Source organism: Vibrio genomosp. F10 str. ZF-129 (genome assembly GCF_000287055.2).
Taxonomy (GTDB): domain Bacteria; phylum Pseudomonadota; class Gammaproteobacteria; order Enterobacterales; family Vibrionaceae; genus Vibrio.
On the sequence record NZ_AJYQ02000121.1, the window covers coordinates 1 to 18,960 of the forward strand.

At 43.1% G+C, this 18,960-nt stretch carries 19 protein-coding genes; 3 read left to right on the top strand and 16 right to left on the bottom strand.

The genetic code is table 11. The features are described 5' to 3' along the window. Positions 1-489: 489 nt before the first annotated feature. The 15 genes from A1QO_RS15885 to A1QO_RS15955 all read right to left on the bottom strand — a co-directional run bounded on the left by A1QO_RS15885 (position 490) and on the right by A1QO_RS15955 (position 16,618). On the bottom strand, positions 490-1,623 hold the full coding sequence (locus A1QO_RS15885) for a flagellin (protein WP_017035130.1): 1,134 nt from the start codon (positions 1,621-1,623) through the stop codon (positions 490-492). A 538-nt stretch (positions 1,624-2,161) separates the two neighbouring features. Then, positions 2,162-3,301, bottom strand: a complete 1,140-nt coding sequence (locus A1QO_RS15890) for a flagellin (protein WP_017035129.1) — start codon at positions 3,299-3,301, stop codon at positions 2,162-2,164. A 364-nt stretch (positions 3,302-3,665) separates the two neighbouring features. Then, positions 3,666-4,859: a flagellar hook-associated protein FlgL gene (gene flgL / locus A1QO_RS15895; protein WP_017040612.1), complete on the bottom strand. Its 1,194-nt coding sequence runs from the start codon at positions 4,857-4,859 to the stop codon at positions 3,666-3,668. An 11-nt stretch (positions 4,860-4,870) separates the two neighbouring features. After that, a complete protein-coding gene (gene flgK, locus A1QO_RS15900) occupies positions 4,871-6,745 on the bottom strand; it encodes a flagellar hook-associated protein FlgK (RefSeq protein WP_017035127.1) in 1,875 nt (624 codons plus the stop codon). 154 nt (positions 6,746-6,899) lie between these two features. Continuing rightward, positions 6,900-7,814, bottom strand: a complete 915-nt coding sequence (gene flgJ, locus A1QO_RS15905; protein ID WP_017035126.1) for a flagellar assembly peptidoglycan hydrolase FlgJ — start codon at positions 7,812-7,814, stop codon at positions 6,900-6,902. A gap of 9 nt (positions 7,815-7,823) precedes the next feature. Further along, positions 7,824-8,915, bottom strand: coding sequence for a flagellar basal body P-ring protein FlgI (locus A1QO_RS15910; RefSeq protein WP_017035125.1), 1,092 nt, complete (start codon positions 8,913-8,915; stop codon positions 7,824-7,826). A gap of 76 nt (positions 8,916-8,991) precedes the next feature. Then, positions 8,992-9,771: a flagellar basal body L-ring protein FlgH gene (flgH, locus tag A1QO_RS15915; RefSeq protein WP_017035124.1), complete on the bottom strand. Its 780-nt coding sequence runs from the start codon at positions 9,769-9,771 to the stop codon at positions 8,992-8,994. A gap of 63 nt (positions 9,772-9,834) precedes the next feature. Then, positions 9,835-10,623, bottom strand: coding sequence for a flagellar basal-body rod protein FlgG (gene flgG, locus A1QO_RS15920; RefSeq protein ID WP_017035123.1), 789 nt, complete (start codon positions 10,621-10,623; stop codon positions 9,835-9,837). A 21-nt stretch (positions 10,624-10,644) separates the two neighbouring features. Further along, positions 10,645-11,394 (bottom strand): flagellar basal body rod protein FlgF, encoded by a 750-nt coding sequence (locus A1QO_RS15925; protein ID WP_017035122.1) that lies wholly within the window; start codon positions 11,392-11,394, stop codon positions 10,645-10,647. Between the two features lie 210 nt (positions 11,395-11,604). Then, complete coding sequence (flgE, locus tag A1QO_RS15930; protein WP_017035121.1) at positions 11,605-12,903, bottom strand: flagellar hook protein FlgE; 1,299 nt, start codon at positions 12,901-12,903, stop codon at positions 11,605-11,607. Positions 12,904-12,946: 43 nt separating this feature from the next. Then, positions 12,947-13,654, bottom strand: coding sequence for a flagellar hook assembly protein FlgD (flgD, locus tag A1QO_RS15935; protein ID WP_017035120.1), 708 nt, complete (start codon positions 13,652-13,654; stop codon positions 12,947-12,949). Between the two features lie 17 nt (positions 13,655-13,671). Next, on the bottom strand, positions 13,672-14,088 hold the full coding sequence (gene flgC, locus A1QO_RS15940; RefSeq protein ID WP_017035119.1) for a flagellar basal body rod protein FlgC: 417 nt from the start codon (positions 14,086-14,088) through the stop codon (positions 13,672-13,674). After that, positions 14,089-14,487 carry a flagellar basal body rod protein FlgB gene (gene flgB / locus A1QO_RS15945; RefSeq protein ID WP_017035118.1) on the bottom strand — a complete coding sequence of 133 codons (399 nt, stop codon included), beginning with the start codon at positions 14,485-14,487 and terminating at the stop codon, positions 14,089-14,091. A gap of 365 nt (positions 14,488-14,852) precedes the next feature. After that, positions 14,853-15,680 carry a protein-glutamate O-methyltransferase gene (locus tag A1QO_RS15950; RefSeq protein WP_017035117.1) on the bottom strand — a complete coding sequence of 276 codons (828 nt, stop codon included), beginning with the start codon at positions 15,678-15,680 and terminating at the stop codon, positions 14,853-14,855. A gap of 11 nt (positions 15,681-15,691) precedes the next feature. Continuing rightward, a complete protein-coding gene (locus A1QO_RS15955; protein WP_017041513.1) occupies positions 15,692-16,618 on the bottom strand; it encodes a chemotaxis protein CheV in 927 nt (308 codons plus the stop codon). A gap of 76 nt (positions 16,619-16,694) precedes the next feature. Here A1QO_RS15955 and flgA point away from each other — a divergent pair, with 76 nt between their 5' ends. From flgA to A1QO_RS15970, 3 genes are all read left to right on the top strand, one after another. Beyond that, the gene (flgA, locus tag A1QO_RS15960) at positions 16,695-17,441 is read left to right on the top strand and encodes a flagellar basal body P-ring formation chaperone FlgA (protein ID WP_017040423.1); all 747 of its coding nucleotides are present in this window, start codon (positions 16,695-16,697) and stop codon (positions 17,439-17,441) included. A gap of 105 nt (positions 17,442-17,546) precedes the next feature. Beyond that, positions 17,547-17,864, top strand: coding sequence for a flagellar biosynthesis anti-sigma factor FlgM (gene flgM / locus A1QO_RS15965; RefSeq protein WP_017035114.1), 318 nt, complete (start codon positions 17,547-17,549; stop codon positions 17,862-17,864). 54 nt (positions 17,865-17,918) lie between these two features. Continuing rightward, positions 17,919-18,347 (top strand): flagella synthesis protein FlgN, encoded by a 429-nt coding sequence (locus A1QO_RS15970; RefSeq protein WP_017035113.1) that lies wholly within the window; start codon positions 17,919-17,921, stop codon positions 18,345-18,347. A gap of 175 nt (positions 18,348-18,522) precedes the next feature. Here the strand turns inward: A1QO_RS15970 and flgP are convergent, their stop codons facing one another. Further along, positions 18,523-18,954 carry a flagellar assembly lipoprotein FlgP gene (gene flgP, locus A1QO_RS15975; RefSeq protein WP_017035112.1) on the bottom strand — a complete coding sequence of 144 codons (432 nt, stop codon included), beginning with the start codon at positions 18,952-18,954 and terminating at the stop codon, positions 18,523-18,525. Positions 18,955-18,960 lie beyond the last annotated feature (6 nt).

Consider the following 18,960-nt stretch of genomic DNA (forward strand, 5'->3'; position numbering starts at 1 on the left):
AGTTCAAGTCTCTCCGACCGCACCATTATTTCTTAGTTATTAATCATTAGTGACATAACTTAGAAATAAATATAGAAATACAAACAAAACCCAGCTTTGGCTGGGTTTTGTTTTATCTATCGTTTCCTATTCTCTCATTTGTTGTTATTACTTTTTCGATTCCCCCCTTTTTGAACAACAACGTTTTGAACACAAAGCTTTAAACAAAAAAAGATGCGACAAAAAAGTGTCTAAGCCTTTTCTTCCAAACACATATTCAGCTATCGTCATTGGTCCTCTAAGCGCTGTCCTCAATTGATTTAAGTAAGACTAGCCACTACCCTAGTACCCTAAACATTCGTCATACACGCTTACTCTCATTGATGTACTATCATTCAATCGTAGTAAATGAAGGGGCTCCCTAGCTTGTTAAAATACTCGATAAGCTGCGTTAGAATTTTTGATCAAAAAAAATCCAGCCGAGGCTGGATTTTCTATCTTAGGCGTTTCTTATCCCAATAAACCAAGTGCAGCGTTTGGCGCTTGTTTGGCTTGAGCAAGTACTGAGCTCGATGCTTGAGAAAGGATTTGAGACTTAGTCAATGCCGTTGTTTCTTTCGCAAAGTCAGTGTCTTTAATGCGGCTCTGAGAAGCATTAACATTTTCGTTAATGTTGTCTAAGTTGCTAATCGCATGGTCAAATCGGTTTTGGAAAGCACCCAATTGTGCACGATGGCTGTCGACAAACTTCAATGCTGAATCAACGATAGCAACAGACTCTTGAGCACCACCAACCGATGTCACATCGATAGTATCAACCGTTACAGCTTTACCAGCGCCAATCGATAACTCACCCGCTAGGCTACCACCAAAGGTAACTGCACCTTCGATTTTATTATTGTCAGCGTACATTTGAAGCTTACCGTCTTCGTCGACAGAGGCTTTAATCATATCTTGCTGACCATTAATGTAAGTGGCTAGCTGCTCGATATCGTCCCCCACTTTTGCATCAATAGCTAGGTTTTGTGCATTACCAAACTTGTCCGTAAGAGCGATCGTGAGATCATTCCCGCCAGCTTGTACTGACCAGTCTTTGTCTTGGCCGTTCGCCGCAACATAACTGTTACCACCCATCTGCACGTTATCACTACGCATATTGTTCAGCGTTAGCATTACCGCTTCACCATTATCAGAACCAATCTGGAATGATTTGGTATCAAACGTGCCGTTGAGCAGTTTATTACCACCAAATGATGTGGTTTCAGCGATACGATTTAGCTCGTTGTTAAGAGCACTCACTTCTTCTTGAATAGCAACACGCTCTGATTTTGAGTTTGAGCCATTGGCAGATTGAAGTGATAAATCACGCATACGTTGTAAGATATTGGTTGTTTCATTCATTGCACCTTCTGCTGTTTGTGCAATTGAAATACCATCGTTCGCATTGCGAACCGCGACATCAAGGCCACGACTTTGAACGTTCAAGCGGTTAGAGATCTGAAGACCTGCCGCATCGTCCTTAGCGCTGTTAATTTTAAAGCCTGATGATAGACGTTCCATTGATGTTTGCTGAGCGCTGCTTGCGCTGTTCAGATAACGCTGAGCTGTCATCGCTGATACGTTTGTATTTACATTAACCGCCATAGTGGTCTCTCCTATTGATTTTCCGGCGAAGCGGAAACTTATCTTATCCGAGCGGTTTCCGACGTCTCGAAAAACCAATTAGTTCTCTCAAAGTAAACTCTTAGCGACCTTAAAAAGAATTCCTTTAGAAAAAAGAGAAGATTAAATTATTTATTTCGAGAAAAACCTAAATAACAAGATGTTACCCACAGAAGGAAAAAATTGAATTAAAGAAAAGAGCAGATCTGCCGGGGGCGAAATAGATAAAATCGATTGATTTGTTGGACTTTTAAACGAGGGGAAATTAAGAAATATTAAATTTGAGGCAAGAAAAAGCCCCTTTTCCTTTGAGAGAACCGGGGCTAGTTGGTAAGCCGGAGCCAATGTGGAGATCAAGAGAAATGATCACATTACCGACTGACCGGGGGCGTATGTTTATCGTAAAAATAACTAAGCAGGGTAAATCTGAGAGAGCTTAACTATCCAATAATAATCATACTTTGCCTTGGATTTTCACCTATTACTCACGTCTGGGTAACTGTGGTAAAAAGTCCAAATACTACTGCAATAAAGTTATTGCAGAGTTTGGCAACTGTTTTGCTTGAGCAAGAATCGACGTTCCGGCTTGTTGCAATATTTGTGTTTTCGTCAACTGTGTTGTTTCTTTGGCGAAATCGGTATCTTTAATTCGACTGTTTGATGACTCTACGTTCTCTTGGATGTTCGCCAAGTTACTAATACTGTGACTTAGACGGTTTTGTTTCGCACCCAAGTCTGCTCGTTGTGAGTCTACGTACTTTAAGGCCGCATCAACAATACCAATGGCATTTTGTGAGCCCGTTACCGTAGTAACATCAATATCTTTGACTGTGGTATATACGCCTGGTCCGCCATTTAGGCCAAGTTCGGTAGCGAGCCCACCAGAGATCGCGAGATCACCTTCGATATCCGGCTGAGCAATAAAGACCTGTAATTTACCTTCATCACCCACAGAAGCTTGTACTGCATCGGTTTGACCATTGATATAAGTCGCCAGCTCTTCAACATCATCGCCAACCTTACCCAAAATATCGACCGTCACTAACTCACCGTTTTTATCGGTAAACTCGAATTTAAGATCATTAGCACCTTGTGCTACATCCCAGTTAGCGTCCTTGCCATTCTCAGCAAAGTAAGACTGACCACCCATTCTAAAGTCATCAGCACGGATGCTGGTGAGCCCCATGATGATTGCCTCACCAGAGCTGGCACCAATTTGGAAAGATGCTTCACCAAACGAGCCGTTTAATAGTCGTCGACCACCAAATGATGTGGTTTCCGCGATTCGGTTCAATTCATTTTGCAGCGCAACCACTTCTTCATTCAAAGCCTGACGCTCTGATGATGAGTTGGTGCCGTTTGCCGATTGAAGTGATAGGTCACGAATACGCTGTAAGATACTCGTTGACTCATTCATTGCACCTTCTGCGGTTTGAGCAATCGAAATGCCGTCATTTGCATTTCGCATTGCCACATCAAGGCCGCGAGACTGTGCCGTCAATCGGTTAGAAATTTGTAAGCCTGCCGCATCATCTTTTGCACTGTTGATGCGATTACCAGAAGACAAACGTTCCATTGACGTATTGAGTTCACCGGTGGCCTTATTTAAGTAACGCTGCGCGGTTAACGCTGCTACGTTCGTGTTTACTGTAATGGTCATATTTGCTCTCCTAGTGAGTTCGCAAGTGCTTGCGAAGCGGCCAGCTTAATCTCATTTGGAAGCACTGACCGTAATTGACTTGCCAAACCTATGTAGCACAGGTTTATTTATCTATTGTTTTCGCTCTAACCACATTAATACAAGTAATGTGCCAACTTTTTAATCAATTGCTACATTCAATAAAAAGCCATTATTATTAGTTAGTTACAAATTTATTTCGGTATTTTTCTACCGAGTCTAAAAATATAACGATGCTAGTTTGAGCGATTATTGCCGCTCATTTGCCGCTTGTTAATGGGTACTTTAAAGCAGCGCTCAATCCACCTAATTGCACATACGGCATAGCACGTAAGGCATTCAATAATTAGATGTAATTGAATAAAGTTAAGTCTTTCGTTTTCCCAAATGCTTGCTGAGAAGCTTGCAGTGCGCGAGAGTTCTCGTTGAACTCTATCACCGCTTCTGCATAATCAAGGTCTTCAAAGTTACTCTTGGATTTAGCCAGAGTCAGTTTAAAGTCTTCGTGTTGTTGCTCTTGGATATCAAGCGTACCCAATCGAGCGCCGACATCAGTACGTGCTTTAGTTAAATGAATAAATGCAGAGTGAAACTCTTGCGTAACTTGGTGCAATTTCGCGGTACTGTTGGTATCTGAAACCGAATTATCAGAGAGTTCCATCGCTTTTTGGAATGTCTCAAATATTGAATAGGTTTTTCTTGGCTCTAGTGTAATAACATCACTTTTGCTAATTTGCCCTTTTACCTGAACCGTCAGTCCTTCGTATTCGATCCCCGTTCGCGGATCAAACTCATCGGCTTTTACTACACTGCCATCTTTTTCTAGCTGATACCCAAATTTGCCATTGCTCATGTCAACAAAGGTTACTTTGTAGCTCGATGCATCGCTAGGGTCTGTATTGACCGCTCTTTCTAGCAACAACTCAGAGGCATCGTTCAGCTGATATTCAGGCTCGTAGTCACCAAACGGGTTGTCTATTTCCATAAACAATTTGCTGCCCGGATCATTAATCGGCATCTCTAACGTGTTAGACACTTTCATTTTTCGTTGATAGTCATCACCGGCATATGTCACGGATCCATCATTATCTCGATAGAAAGGCTGATTTTTCGGTTTGGTCCCTGCAAAAATGTAGTTACCCGATTCATCCTGAACATTGACTAGGTTCAAGAAGTTATTCGCGATTTCCTGAAGCTCTCGCTTTTTAGCAACGCGATCTTCTGCCGAAAGTGATCCATTGATCATTTCCATTACCGTTCGCTTAGCTTCATCTGCAAAACTTTCCGTATTGGAAATAATCACTTCGTGATGCTCTAGGCGATTACGAGACAGAACAATCGCATCGACATACTGTCTTAATTGCTCCGACTGTTGACTCACATTTTGAATATAGTGAGTGGCAAGCGGGTTATCACTCGCATTCAATAGCTTCTTTCCCGAGGCTAGTTGGGCTTGATTATGATGAATTTTTGTCTCTTGACGGCGCAGATCATTTTGTACCGACTGATAGTTATGGAAACTTGAAATTCGATTTAACATTTAGCCGCCTCCTATCTCAGTGCCAAAATGGTATTAAATGTGTCGTTCGCAGCTTGCATGATTCGTGAAGATGCCATATATGCTTGTTGAAACTTCATCATGTTGGCGGCTTCTTCATCGAGGTTCACACCTGAAATAGAAGCGATACGCTCTTGTGCTGCTTGCTTTTCCAACTGCGAAACATCAGCAAGTCTCGATGCTGTAGACATTTTCAAGCCAACATCGGTATTCAAATTGTGATAGATATCCAACACTGTTGACTCGCCATCATTAAGACTTTTGTTCGTTTGAATATTCTGCATTTTAAGCAGATTGCCGTTTGCCCCTTCAGAGGGGTTAAGGTTTGCCGTGAACTTATCGTTCGCAAACGCGCCTGGGCTTAAACTGAACATAGTGCCTAAAACATCGACAGGACCTAATGGCGGGTAATCCTGTGGATCTAACAAGATATTGCCTTTAGGGTCAGTCACCGCAAATTGATCGCCCGTCGGTGAAATGACGACTTCAAATTCTCTAACATCGCCAGCTTGCAAGATCTTAAACTGGGCATTGCCTTGAGCAAATGAGGTTGACGCTTTAAAACTCTGAGCGGCAATAACCGATGGGTCATTGGTTGCCATCTGAATCTCTGCTGCCGAATTTCGTGTAGGTCGAATAAGTATTCTCTCTCCTACCGCTAAACCTTGGCGAACTTCGATTCTCAACCCGTCAATTTGAATAGCATCGCCAACGAGATCGACTTTCTGCCTACCACCAGAAGTAGACGTCATGGTGTAATCGCTACCATTATATTGGAGAGAGTACTCTCCCCCTTTTAGCTTGCTGGTATCTTCAATGAAGACCGCTAAATCTGCATTTGAGTCAGAGGGTTGAACCACCCTAGATTTTGCGATTCGTTCTTCATTAACGTCAGAAAAGATCAACCCACCGACGTTTCCTCGTAGGTCTAAACCTTGAGATTGAAGTCTATTCACTTCAAAAGAAAACGATGCCGACATGCGGCCAAGTTCGTCCATCAAATAAGGAATATGTTTGTCTCTATTCTCTAGCAACGCACCAATTTTCCCATCAATGTCTTTGGTCGTGATTGCTTTAATGCCTTTACCTTCAACGATAGCCAGTCGACGCTGATGAACATCTGGATAGCCATCAATCATTTTTAATTGGCTTGCTTCCGTGCCAGAAACAAGGGTATGCCCATTGCCTATATGGACATTAAAGCCTTCCCCACCTTTGCGTTCTGTCACGGTCACTTTGGTATATTCAGATAGCTCTGAAACCAACCTTTCGTGTTGGTCCATCAAATCATTATGTGGAGCAGGCGTGCGCATCATCAAACGTTGGGTATCACGAATCTCTAACGCCAGCTGGTTAATGCGTTCTATACCGAGATCGAGTTTTTTATTAGCCACATCCGATTGCAAACGGATCGTCTCGTGAAAATCGTTTAGGTTATTACTGATGAGTCCCGCTTTTTCTAACACGACTTTGCGCGACCCCGTATCATTGGGGCTATCAGCCAGTGTTTTTACTGCATCAAACCATTCGTTCAAATTCTCGGGGATTTTTTTTGATGCTATAGAAGAAAGCATACTTGAAAGTACATCTAGGTTTTCTTCAGTATCGGCTTTAAAAGCCTGACTGGTTGTCGCAATATTCAGCTCATTAACGGCAAACTTATCCCAAGAGCGGCGAACATTTTCCACATGGACGCCCATGCCGTAAGTTTGACCGCCATATTGTCTAGGCGCGTTGGTTCCTTGGATAATAGACTGTCGGCTATAACCGTCTGTATTGGCATTTGAAATATTATGCCCAGTGGTATTGAGTTGTCTCTGAGCAGTAAGAACACTTTGTGTCCCCACATTCAGAAGATCCGACGACATACGACCCCCAAAAATCTTAAGAAAGACCGGCTATCACCGATCCGTTACTTAGATTATTGCAATATGTATGCCAGTAAATAAGAGAAGATATAAAGTAGAAAGGAAAAAGGCTTACTGAATGCAAGCCTTTGTTTTAATTGTAATCAACCGATGATTACATCTGATCAATGCGCTGTTTTACTCGCAAGATTTTATTCGCGTATTCAGGATCAGTGGCGTAACCCGCTTTATGAATACCGTGGATAAACTCTTCCGAACTGCCTGTTTGCTGTAGTGCCGTACTATAACGAGGATTTTGATTTAAAAAGCGTACATAATCGTTAAAACTGTCTTGATAACTATCATAAGAGCGGAAAGCGGCTTGCTCTTTCACTGGGACATTATCGTGGTATTCCAACGTTTGGGTCGCCACTTTATCGCCCTGCCAGCTTCTATCTGCTTTAATATTGAACAAGTTATTACTGCTGCCACGAGAGTTTTGTACGACTTTTTGCCCCCAACCGGTTTCTAATGCCGCTTGAGCAAGTAATAGAGAAGAATCAACACCCAACGCTTTAGCCGCTTGATTTGCATAGGGCTGCATAGACTTAATGAAACTTTCCGGAGAATCAAACGAGGTCGGTTGAGCTTTTTGAATTGCCGCTACGTCGGCTAGTGGCGCCGCTTCTCGCAGTTGACGATTTCGCTCTACTTTGTCCATTATTTCTTCAAAGTTATCACTTTGAGCAGCTGCGTTTTGATTTTCTATGGAGCCGGTACTCAACTGTGCGACAATCATATCTGCCAACCCTAGCGAACCAGATGAACTCAGCTCGCTCGACATCTGGTCATCCAGCATCTGGCGATAAAACTGTTGATTCTGGCTATCCATCATTCCAGATTCAAAGTTCGCGTTCGCATCTCTCATCGACTTAAACAGCATAGACGTAAAAATCGCTTCAAACTGTTTGGCCGCAGCGGCTAACGCAGCTTTATCATCGGCCTCATCACCACCTACCGCTTTTTGACGTAGTTTATCTAGGCCAGCAATATCATGAATGAATCCAATGTCGTTTCCATTATTTATCATGCTCAGTCCTTAAATAATGATCAATTGACCTTCAATCGCACCCGCTTGCTTAAGTGCTTGCAAAATAGCCATTAAATCGGAAGGAGCTGCACCAACTTCATTCACCGCTCGAACCAAATCATCCAATGTTAAGCCTGGTTCAAACTTAAACATTTTTCCCTGTTCTTCCGTCACCTCAATATCAGTATCCGGAACAACAACCGTCTCGCCACCGCCGAACGCATTCGGTTGGCTGACATTTAGGTTCTCTTTGATCGCGACCGTCATACCGCCATGGGTCACCGCCGCGGGTTTTAGCCTGACATGTTTACCGACAACGATAGTACCTGTGCGAGAGTTAACGATAATTTTCGCGGAGCCATCTGCTGGATTAAACTCGATGTTTTCGACAGCAGATAGGAATGCAACACGCTGGCTCACATCCCTTGGCGCTCTCACTCGTACGGAAGTAGCGTCGATTGCGGAAGCCATTTGCGGCCCAAGGAAATTATTGACTGCATCGGCCATACGCTGTGCCGTGGTAAAATCAGACTCTAGCAAATTGAAAGTAATGAAATCACCACGACTAAATGGCGTCGGAACTTCACGTTCAACGATCGCACCGCTTGAAATCATACCTGCGGTAGGGTTATTACCGACAATTTTCGAACCGTCAGCGCCACTTGCACTAAAACCACTCACCACTAAATTACCTTGAGCAACGGCATAAACTTGACCATCAAGACCTTTCAAAAAAGTCTGCATCAAAGTACCACCACGTAAACTCTTCGCAGAACCAATGGAAGATACCGTGACATCGACAGTTTGCCCTTGTTTTGTAAAAGCAGGCATCTCAGCTGTCACAATAACGGCGGCAACATTTTTAGTCTTTGGCTTCGTGCCAGGCGGCAATTGAATGCCAAAGTTTTGCAACATCGCATTAAAGCTTTGATCGGTAAAAGGCGTTGATTCACCCGTACCAGGAAGACCCGTTACCAAACCGTAGCCCACTAATTGGTTGCTACGTACTCCCGCAATTTGTGATACATCTTTGATTCGCGCTGCTTGCACGCTCGTCACAACGAACATCATGCCGATAAGTAATAGAAAAAAATTCTTCATTTGGTAACCCTTAAACTTCATAGATACTTAATCAACGATTAAATACTTCGTCAATAATTAGACTTTTTGGTTAAAGCTACAAAGAGACATTAAAGAATCGTGCCAAGAATCCTGGTTCTTGCATATCTTGATTCGTTCCAGTACCAGAATACTGAATTCGAGCATTTGAAATTCGGTTTGACGCAATGGTGTTATCAAAATCAATATCATCTGGACGTATGGTACCACTGAGTCGAATATACTCGTCGCCCGTGTTGAGCGTTAGCCACTTTTCACCGCGGATGATGAGATTACCATTGGCGAGCACTTCAATCACTTCGACGGTAATGGAGCCTGAGATGCTGTTACTTTGATTCGCAGCAGCGCTACCACTGAATTTATTGTCATTACTGAGGTTATATGAGAAATCGTAATCGCCAATGTTGAGAGGTTGCCCACCCACTTCAAGCGGGTCCATGCTGGCATCATTGTTTTTAGCTAAATCCGCATCAGCACTTTTCGCTGCTTTTGTGCTTTCGTCTAAGTTGACCGTAATAATGTCACCAATGCCCCGAGGTTTGGAATCGTCATACAAGCTGCTCACCGTGTTCAGATTAAACAGGGATCCCGTTTCTGCAGCGTAATGCTCTGGCGGTTGTTTAGGGTGAATAGGCGCCCAAGCTGGATCTCCCGCTAGAGGGTCATTTCTGCCACGTAACGTATCCACCAACCCCGAGCTTTCCTCAGCTGATTGATCACCTTCAACCGCATCAATAGTCGTTGTCCCTTGAACAACATCCGTTGTTTCAAGCGGTGACTCTAACATTGTACAGCCGCTCATCATTAAAATAGTAAGAACAAATAGAATGCGGTTCATACGAATAACCTCGTTATTAAACTAGTAATCATGAAACGAAAATCATGAACTTATAATCTCAACTTAGAGCTGTTGATTAACAAAGCTCATCATTTTGTCGACAGCAGAGATAACTTTTGAGTTCATCTCATAGACACGCTGGGCTTCGATCATATTCACAAGCTCCTCGGTGACGTTCACGTTTGATGTTTCAAGCATGGATTGTCTCACTGAACCAAAACCATCTAAACCAGGAACTCCCTCTTGAGGATCACCACTGGCACCGGTTGGAAGGTAAAGGTTCTGACCGATAGGCTCAAGGCCGCCTGGGTTAATAAAATCGACCGTGGTAATTTGTCCTAGAACTTGATTGTCCTGTTGCCCACGAATATTGACTGATACTTCACCGTCAGTACCGACCGTGATGCTGATAGCGTCATCTGGGATAATGATCTCTGGCTCAAGTGAATATCCTGCGCCTGAGGTCACAATCGCCCCTTCATCGTTCACGGTAAACTGGCCATTTCGGGTATAGCCGATATTGCCGTCTGGCATCAATATTTGAAAAAAGCCATCGCCTTCAACCATCATATCTAAGCTATTGGTGGTCGTTTGCGTATTACCCTGCGTATGAACTTTTTGCGTCGCGACGACTTTTGAACCTGCACCCAGCATTAAGCCGCTCGGTAGCTCGGTATTTTGTGAAGACTGACCGCCTGGCTGGTTGATGTTTTGATAGAACAGATCTTCAAAAACCGCGCGACTTTTCTTGTAACCAACGGTCGATGCGTTGGCAAGGTTGTTCGAAATCGTCGAAATGTTCGTCTGCTGGGCATCTAAACCCGTTTTACTTACCCATAATGCCGGATGCATAATCGTCTCCTTAAATTCTTATTAGCTCATACGAAGCAGTGAATCGGACGCTTTGTCCATTTCTTCCGCCGTGCTCATCATTTTAACTTGCATTTCAAACTGTCTTTGTAAGTCAATTAGGCTTGTCATTTCACCGACAGCATTGACGTTACTGCCTTCAACAGCGCCTGTGAGCAGTTTTACATTGGCATCCGCTTCGTATGCCGCATTAGGCTCTTTCGATCGAAAAAGACCATTAATATCTTTAAATAGAGAACGGTTATCGGTTTGAGTGAGTTTAATACGATCCACAATTTCCATCGCATCCGCCGGAGCCCCTTGAGGAACCACAGAGATGGTACCGTCGTTGCCGATCTCAACTTTACTGATAGGAATAGGTAGAGTTATCGGTGCACCTGTTTCCCCTAGTACAAGGTGACCCGAGGCATTAGTTAGCAGTCCATTTTGGTCAACTTTCAAATTACCGTTACGTGTTAGGCCTTCTTTCCCGGTGCTATCCATCACCGAGATCCAACCATTACCCTGAATGGTCACATCCAAATCACGGCCAGTGGTAATAACACTGCCTTGGGCAAAGTTTTGCCCCGGTCTCTCGGTCATACTGAATACACGAGTCGGTAGCCCTTCACCATACGCTTGCATAGAACGAGCTTGTGCTAGATCAGCACGAAAGCCTGTCGTACTAACGTTTGCTAAGTTGTTTGCTCTTAACTGCAACGCTTGCATATTTTGCTTAGCGCCGCTCATAGCGAGATAAAGAGTGCGGTCCATAATGTGCTCCGATAACCAATGTTCCATGAGTACCAAGCAATAGACGTGCCAATTTTTTAGTCTTTATTTATCAATCGGTTAGGGTGTATTGGGTTTTTGGGGGAAAGTTTTTGAGTGGGATGTAGGATCATTGCTGCCTAACACTGGCAACAAAACCAAACCAGCTTTGCCGCTGGTTTGGTCTAACAGATGATTAAAGAAACAAAATCATTAACGGATCTGTAGGATATTTTGTTGCAATTGACTATGTACTTCTAGTGCACGTGAGTTAGCTTGGAAGTTACGTTGCGCAGAAATCAAGTCAACCAGTTCTTGAGTCATATCAATATTCGATTGCTCAAGAGAGCCGTTATTGATAGAACCAAATGAACCTTTACCTGACTCACCCCAGATTTTGTCACCAGAGAACTGAGTTGAATCCCACTGAGTACCGCCTTTTTTATCGAGCCCCTGTTCATTTGGGACTCGAACCATACCAACACGACCCAAAGTCACGTTCTGACCATTTGAGTAGGTACCTAAAACGCTACCGTATTCATCAAAGTCAATTTTGGTTAAGAAACCAGTAGTAGCACCATCTTGATTACTTTTGGTTATCTCGAATGGGGCGGCAAACTGTGTCGCAGCATCCAAATCAAACGCTAACACCTGAGTACCGTCTGCACCGTTAAGGTCAAGGCCTGCGGTCTCAAAACTGTCTGTCAAGATGGGGTTCCCGCTGTTCATGCTTGCCAGTGTACCATCATTATTGAACTTCATTGTGTGTCCAACATGCCCCGTAGGCGACGCTGCATCACCGCCCGCAACATTGATCATCTTCTCGCCTGCTGAATCCGTCACACTGTAGTATTGATTCCACGTGTTGGCCTGAGTCATGTCTTTCAAGTAATAGGTCGATAACTTGTAAGATTGCCCCATCGAGTCATAAATCGTGGTTGACGTTGCTCGGTTGTAGGTATCTGGATCGGTGTGATCAAATAAGGCTGGATCTTTAAGGTCACCGTTTGCTGGTAAGTTAGCACCCACTTCAATGGCACTGGTTTGTTTCGGTTTACCAAATTCAGCTGGAATATTAAGAGGCTCAGGCTCATAAGAAAGCACATCACCGGTGTCTTTATTCACTTGATAGCCAAGTAAGTACTGATCATTGGCATTAACGATGTAGTTGTCTTTGTTTAAATGAAACGCACCATTACGCGTTAACTCGTTTTGTTGCGGAATCATTCGGTCTTTAGAAACCGCAAAGAAACCTGTTCCAGAAACACGCAAATCCAGTGGGTTATTGGTATAAATACTCGACCCTTCATGGAACTGCTGAGCAACCTTATTCGCTTGAACACCTTTACCAGGTGTGGTTTTAGCGTTCGTAAATATCGAGGTTGAATATACATCGCCGAACTCTGCACGAGATTCTTTAAAACCAAACGTATTGGCGTTGGCAATGTTGTTACTGGTTGTGTTCAAATCTAATTGAGAAGCGGATAACCCACTTAAAGATACATATGACATTCTAAAATCTCCTATCTAGCTAGCCTATTTACTCAATAAAGAGCTATGCTTTGCCAACTTCTAGTACTTCAGCAAGTCGAACTGGCGATTCAAAGCCAGCTAGATTGAGCAGTACGTTACCATCACCTTTACCGAGAAGTACGCTATTCACGTTCGCATAAGTTGATACTTCAAACTCTTTGCTTTCTCCATCCAACAATCCAGAGGCTTTCACCTTGTATTTGCCAGCCGGCAATGGATTACCGTTTTCGTCTTTACCGTCCCATACAACTTTGCTGTCTCCAGCAGGTTTCGCACCCACTTCGAACGTACGCAGCAACTGTCCGGCTTCATCTTCAATACGAACAAATAAATTGTCCAAAGACTGAGGAAGCTTAACCATTGCTGACATAGCAGCGCCGTCTTGTTTCACCCCAGCAGCTCCTGGTACGAGTACATCTCTACCGACCAACGTCGATGCCTGTAGGGCTTGGTTAGAGGTCATTGAAGTGTTTAAGTTCTCGAACTGAGAATTCATTTTCCCAATGCCATCAACGGTTGCAAATGACGCCATTTGCGCGATCATCTGGTCGTTACTGACCGGCTTAAAAGGGTCTTGCTGAGCAAGCTGCTTCGTGAGGAGTGATAAGAAGTCTTCTTGTTTAAGATCCTGCTTACCCGTTGTGTCCTCAGTCTTCTTCTGCTCTTGAAGAGATTTAAGCTGATCAACATAGGACAAGCCGCTTTGACCAACGTTATTTATTCCAGCCATTCGCTACCTCCTTATCCTTATTGACCCATCTGCAGCGTACGCAGCAGCATTTGTTTACTTGAATCTGCAACTTGAACATTCGTTTGGTACGCACGAGAAGCAGAAATCATGTTGGCCATTTCTTCCATAACATTGACGTTAGGTTTGTAGATATACCCTTCATCATTCGCTAATGGGTGGTCAGGGTTATATTCCGCACTAAGCGGTTTATCGCTTTCAACAATGCCTAATACTTTCACTGGTACGTTATGATCACGGTTATAACGTGCCTTACTCAACTCCGCCCCAAACACTGCGTGACGTGCTTTATACGTATCTTTTGCAGAGCTAGAGATACTGTCCGCATTCGCTAGGTTACTAGAGGTGGTATTTAGACGAACGGATTCAGCGCTCATAGCAGAACCAGTCACATTGAATACATTAAATAAGCTCATCTAGTTACTCCCCTTAATGGCTTTGGTTAAGTTCTTGAACTTACTTCCTAAGAAGTCGAGTGATGCTTGGTGTCTGATCTGATTTTGCATAAATAAATTACGCTCTAAATCCACGTCTACCGTGTTGCCATCACCGGTATCAGGTTGGGTTGGAATGCGGTATAAGCTTTCCCCTGTCACCTTCGTTGAGGCAGAGATGTGCCGACTATCTGTACGGCTAAGACCAATACTTGCCCCCGACGTTGCCGCCTGCAGTGCTTTATTGAAATCCATTCCTTTTGCTTTAAACCCAGGTGTGTTCGCCTGTGCAATGTTGGTCGAAATGACCTCAGCATTGCGCTCACGTACGCCAACGGTGTGTTGGTGAATACCTAAAGCATTGTCAAAAGAAATAGCCATAATTGCCTCAACTCAAAGAACTGACTGTTACTACATAGATAAAAGCAATTTGCATACCAACTTTAAAACTAATCACACAATTTACTTAGACCTGTACTTTTTCTGAAATTAATCGTTGCAATTAATAGACCGCTTAATGTGTATCAGCATTAAGTAGCCAAATGAAGATTTTGATTGTCACTTTTATATTATACCCTAATGACTTCAAGATGCAGGCTATAGAGCACGGTCATTGATTCCAATGTCAGAAAAACAATAAACCAATAAACCAATAAACCAAAATACTTGGACAGAAAGAGAAAAAGCCCAGTCAATGACTGAGCTTTCTATAGTATACCGACTAACTAAGGTAACCTTTTGGCTAGCTACTTCAACTTGTAAATAATGCCAGGGTTACAACGCACCATCTCAAACCGGTCGGTTAATCCCGTTAAAGACTCCGACGCTCCAAGTAACAAATATCCACCTGGGTTTAAGCTATTGGCCATTTGATTTAGCACTTGTGATTTCATTTCTGGTGAAAAGTAGATCAACACATTTCGACAAAAAATGATGTCAAACTTACCAATTAGCGCATAACTTTCCATTAAGTTTTGCGGGCGAAAGTTAACCAATCGTTTCACGTTATCTTTCACTTTCATACGACCATCGCCAGCGTCTTCAAAAAATGTACGACGTCGTTCTGGCGATAAGCCTCTACCGAGTGCTAAATTATCGTAAACACCAGCGCGGCACATATCGAGCATGGTTGCCGAAATATCCGTTGCTGTTATCGAAACATTCGGCAGCATACCTGGCTTACGCTGCTGAGTCTCTAAAATGGTCATCGCCATTGAATATGGCTCTTGGCCTGATGAACTGGCCGCAGACCAAATTTTAATGGGTCTTTTATTTGCAGCGACTTCTGGTAAAAGCTTTTCGGCTAACACCGCAAATGGGTAGGTGTCTCGAAACCATAATGTTTCATTGGTTGTCATAGCATCGACAGCGGCAACCCGTAAATCTCGATTTCGCCCAGTGACCACATCACGTAATAAATCGGATAATGAGCCAACATTAAATTTGGTGACTAAAGGGCTAAGACGGCTTCTTACTAGGTACTGCTTGCTATCACCTAATACGATGCCACACTGGGATTCTAAGAAGCGGCTGAAATCACGATACTCTTGATCGCTTATTGTTATCGCTGTCATTTATATCTCTTTTATTTTGTTAGTGCAGTTTTAACCGCATTACCCAGTTCATCAGGGTTAAATTTGGCGATAAATGCATTCGCACCCACTCGCTCAACCATCGCCTGATTAAAGACACCACTTAACGACGAGTGTAAAATCACATACAGATTTTTCAAATCAGAATTACGCCTAATTTCAGCCGTGAGAGTGTAGCCATCCATTTCGGGCATTTCTATATCGGAAATGACCAGAGAAATTTGGTCGTAAATACTTCCCTCTGCTGCCATTTCAACCAGTTTATCGTACGCTTCTTTACCGTCTTTCACGGCAATGGCTTCGAATCCAATAGAAACAATCGCTCTTTCTACCTGCTTACGCGCAACCGTTGAGTCATCAGCAATTAAGATCCGGCGAACAATTTCTTTCTCAGTTTCCGCTTGCGCTATTTCGGCCCCGATAGATTCATCCATTTTTTCATCAACTGGCGCAATTTCTGCAAGGATTTTTTCTACATCAAGGATCTCGACCAGTTCATTGTCAATGTTGGTTACAGCGGTCAAGTAGTTGGCTTTGCCAGCACCATCTGGTGGCGGTAAAATCGACTCCCAGTGCATGTTAATAATGCGCTCGACAGAGCTCACAAGGAATCCTTGAATCGTTCGGTTGAACTCCGAAATAACGACAAAACATTTATCAATATCGGTTGTTGGCCTACCGCCAATCGCTAGGCTCAAATCGATGACAGAAATGGTTTGACCACGGATATGAGCAACGCCCTTAACTAAGGGGTTTAGATTTGGCATTGAAGTAAGTTTAGGGCATTGAAGTACTTCTTTTACTTTAAATACGTTAATACCATAACGTTGACGCCCCATTAATCTGAACGTCAGTAGTTCTAATCGGTTTTGACCGACAAGTTGAGTACGCTGATTCACTGAATCAAGAACACCGGTCATAAGCTCATCTCCATATCAAACTTTTATCCCAAAAAGTGTTAGTCTACCGTAGGCTATGTAAAACCAGAGTAACAGAATGATATATTCTAAATCACATTGGTATTTCGTTACCATAACTAAGTGTAGAGCTTTCTATAAGTTTTATTGCAAGTCTATCGGCTTTTTATTAATTTTATTTAGTTTTTTTAGCTATTCAGCCACCAACGAGCAGATTGAAGCCATTCAGCAAAGCGCTGAGAACTATATATTAAATCACGTTGAGCACCCTGTTGGCGGTCAGCTTCAAGCTAGGGCCGCTAATATTGATTCACGGGTTTTTGCCACCGATTGCCCTAGCCCATTATTAGCGTCATCGTCTTCACTTAGCAATCAATCCAGTAATATCACTGTCTTAATTGAGTGTTCAGAAGACAACTGGAGACTCTATGTACCAGTGAGAATCACTACTTTGGGCCCTCAAGTGACACTCTCTTCCCCTCTTAACCGAGGAGAAATCATTTCGGCTAATGATGTTACTATTAGTATGGTAGACCTACACCGTTTTCGTCGGCAAGGTTTTTCCTCACTAAATATGGTTATTGGGGCAAAAGTAAAACGAAACCTGAATGTTGGCAGTGTTATTCAAGAGAAAGATATTTGTGTCGTTTGTAGAAATGAAACCGTGGTAATCCGCGCGGTCAAAGAAGGGATGGCGATCACAACCAAGGGTATCGCTTTATCCGATGGCGTCGCTGGTGAACAGATTAGGGTGAAAAATAGTAAATCCAACCGTATAATTGAAGGAAGGGTAACTGGGATTAATCAAGTCACGGTTCAATTTTGATTATCTGTTAAAGTTTTTCACTTTTTAGCGTGCAAAAGATTAAAGTAATACTGACAATAGTCGATAGTGACTGTACAGGTTCTCAATTTTAAAAAAGGCTAACATATGGCAGGTATAGATAATATACGAAGCGGGCAGACGATGACCTCATCAACACGCAGCGCTAATCGTACTGAATCTAACGCATCAAGCAGGACGCAATCGACTGAAAAGTCAGGTGGCTCTAAGCAAGATGCCGTTTCTTTAAGCCAGCAAGGCAAAGAAATCGGTGAAATGCACAATCAAATGGCAACCCAGACAAGTTTTGACGCAGCAAAAGTCTCTGCGATTAAAGAAGCCATCGCTAACGGTTCTTATACCGTTGATTCAGAAAAACTGGCCGATAATATGATCAAGTTTGAAAAAGAACTTGGAGGCTTTTAATCGTCACTCGCAATGAGTCACCAATAATCATTATTCAGTAAGAGACTTTAGAATATGGCAGCACTGGCAAGCTTGGTAGAATTCCAACTGAAAAATGCACATGATCTGTCAGCGTTACTTTCACAAGAGAAAGTGGCGATAACTCAGCGTGTCTCTAGTGATATCGAACGCCTCGCCAAAGAAAAAGTGACGCTGATTAGTCAACTTCAGAAAACCGATCAACGTATTGGCTCCCATCCTGATGTTTCTAGCCTTACAGAAGAAGATGGGCCACTAAAACAAATGGTTAGCCAAATCAATTCCATAATACACGACTGCCAACAAGCAAACCTCGTAAATGGGGAAGCGCTACAACGTGCCCAGCTTAGCTATAACAAACTGAATAATATGATGCAGCAAAGCCATGGAAAAATCGGCATGACTTACAATGCAGGAGGGCAAACTCATACTCTATCCACTCTAGGCACGAACATTAAAGCCTAATTTGTTTATTAATTCCCCCACCACAAACCTAACAATCAAATACAAAAAAACGACAATCGATATTGCCGTTCTTAATTACCTAGAGCACATTCCACGTTAACGTTCATTTCTGGAGAAAATGAAATCGATTCGATGTTACGCTTGTTCAATTCAGCGGGTCTAAAACTCAGTCTCTCTAGAACAATGTTTGCTGCCTTTTTTCTGGCACTTGCTGAACCTCACCATAGGTTCTTAAGCGATCCATCTTTTCGATATCAAGCCTCAGTTCCGTGACATAGCTGTCGCCTACTTTATAACTTCTTACGACTTCAGCACCACGAATAACGCCATCGACCGCTCCTGATGTTCGCTCGGTTCCTAAGCGTTGATCTTTAAGATCCGCTCGCCCGCTAACACGCATGCCATATACCTGCTCAGCAAGTTCTCGATAAGCGTCTATCTTTGATGCTCGCATAGCTCTAACTTGCTTCTCTTCATCATTGACGCCTTTTTGCTCACTAATGCTCGCGTAGCCTACAGCGGTTAACCACGGGTTATCACGCATTGTTGCCAAAGGCTGACACCCCACCATGATCAACGTCGTCAATAGTACTATCCATCTACTCATCATCAA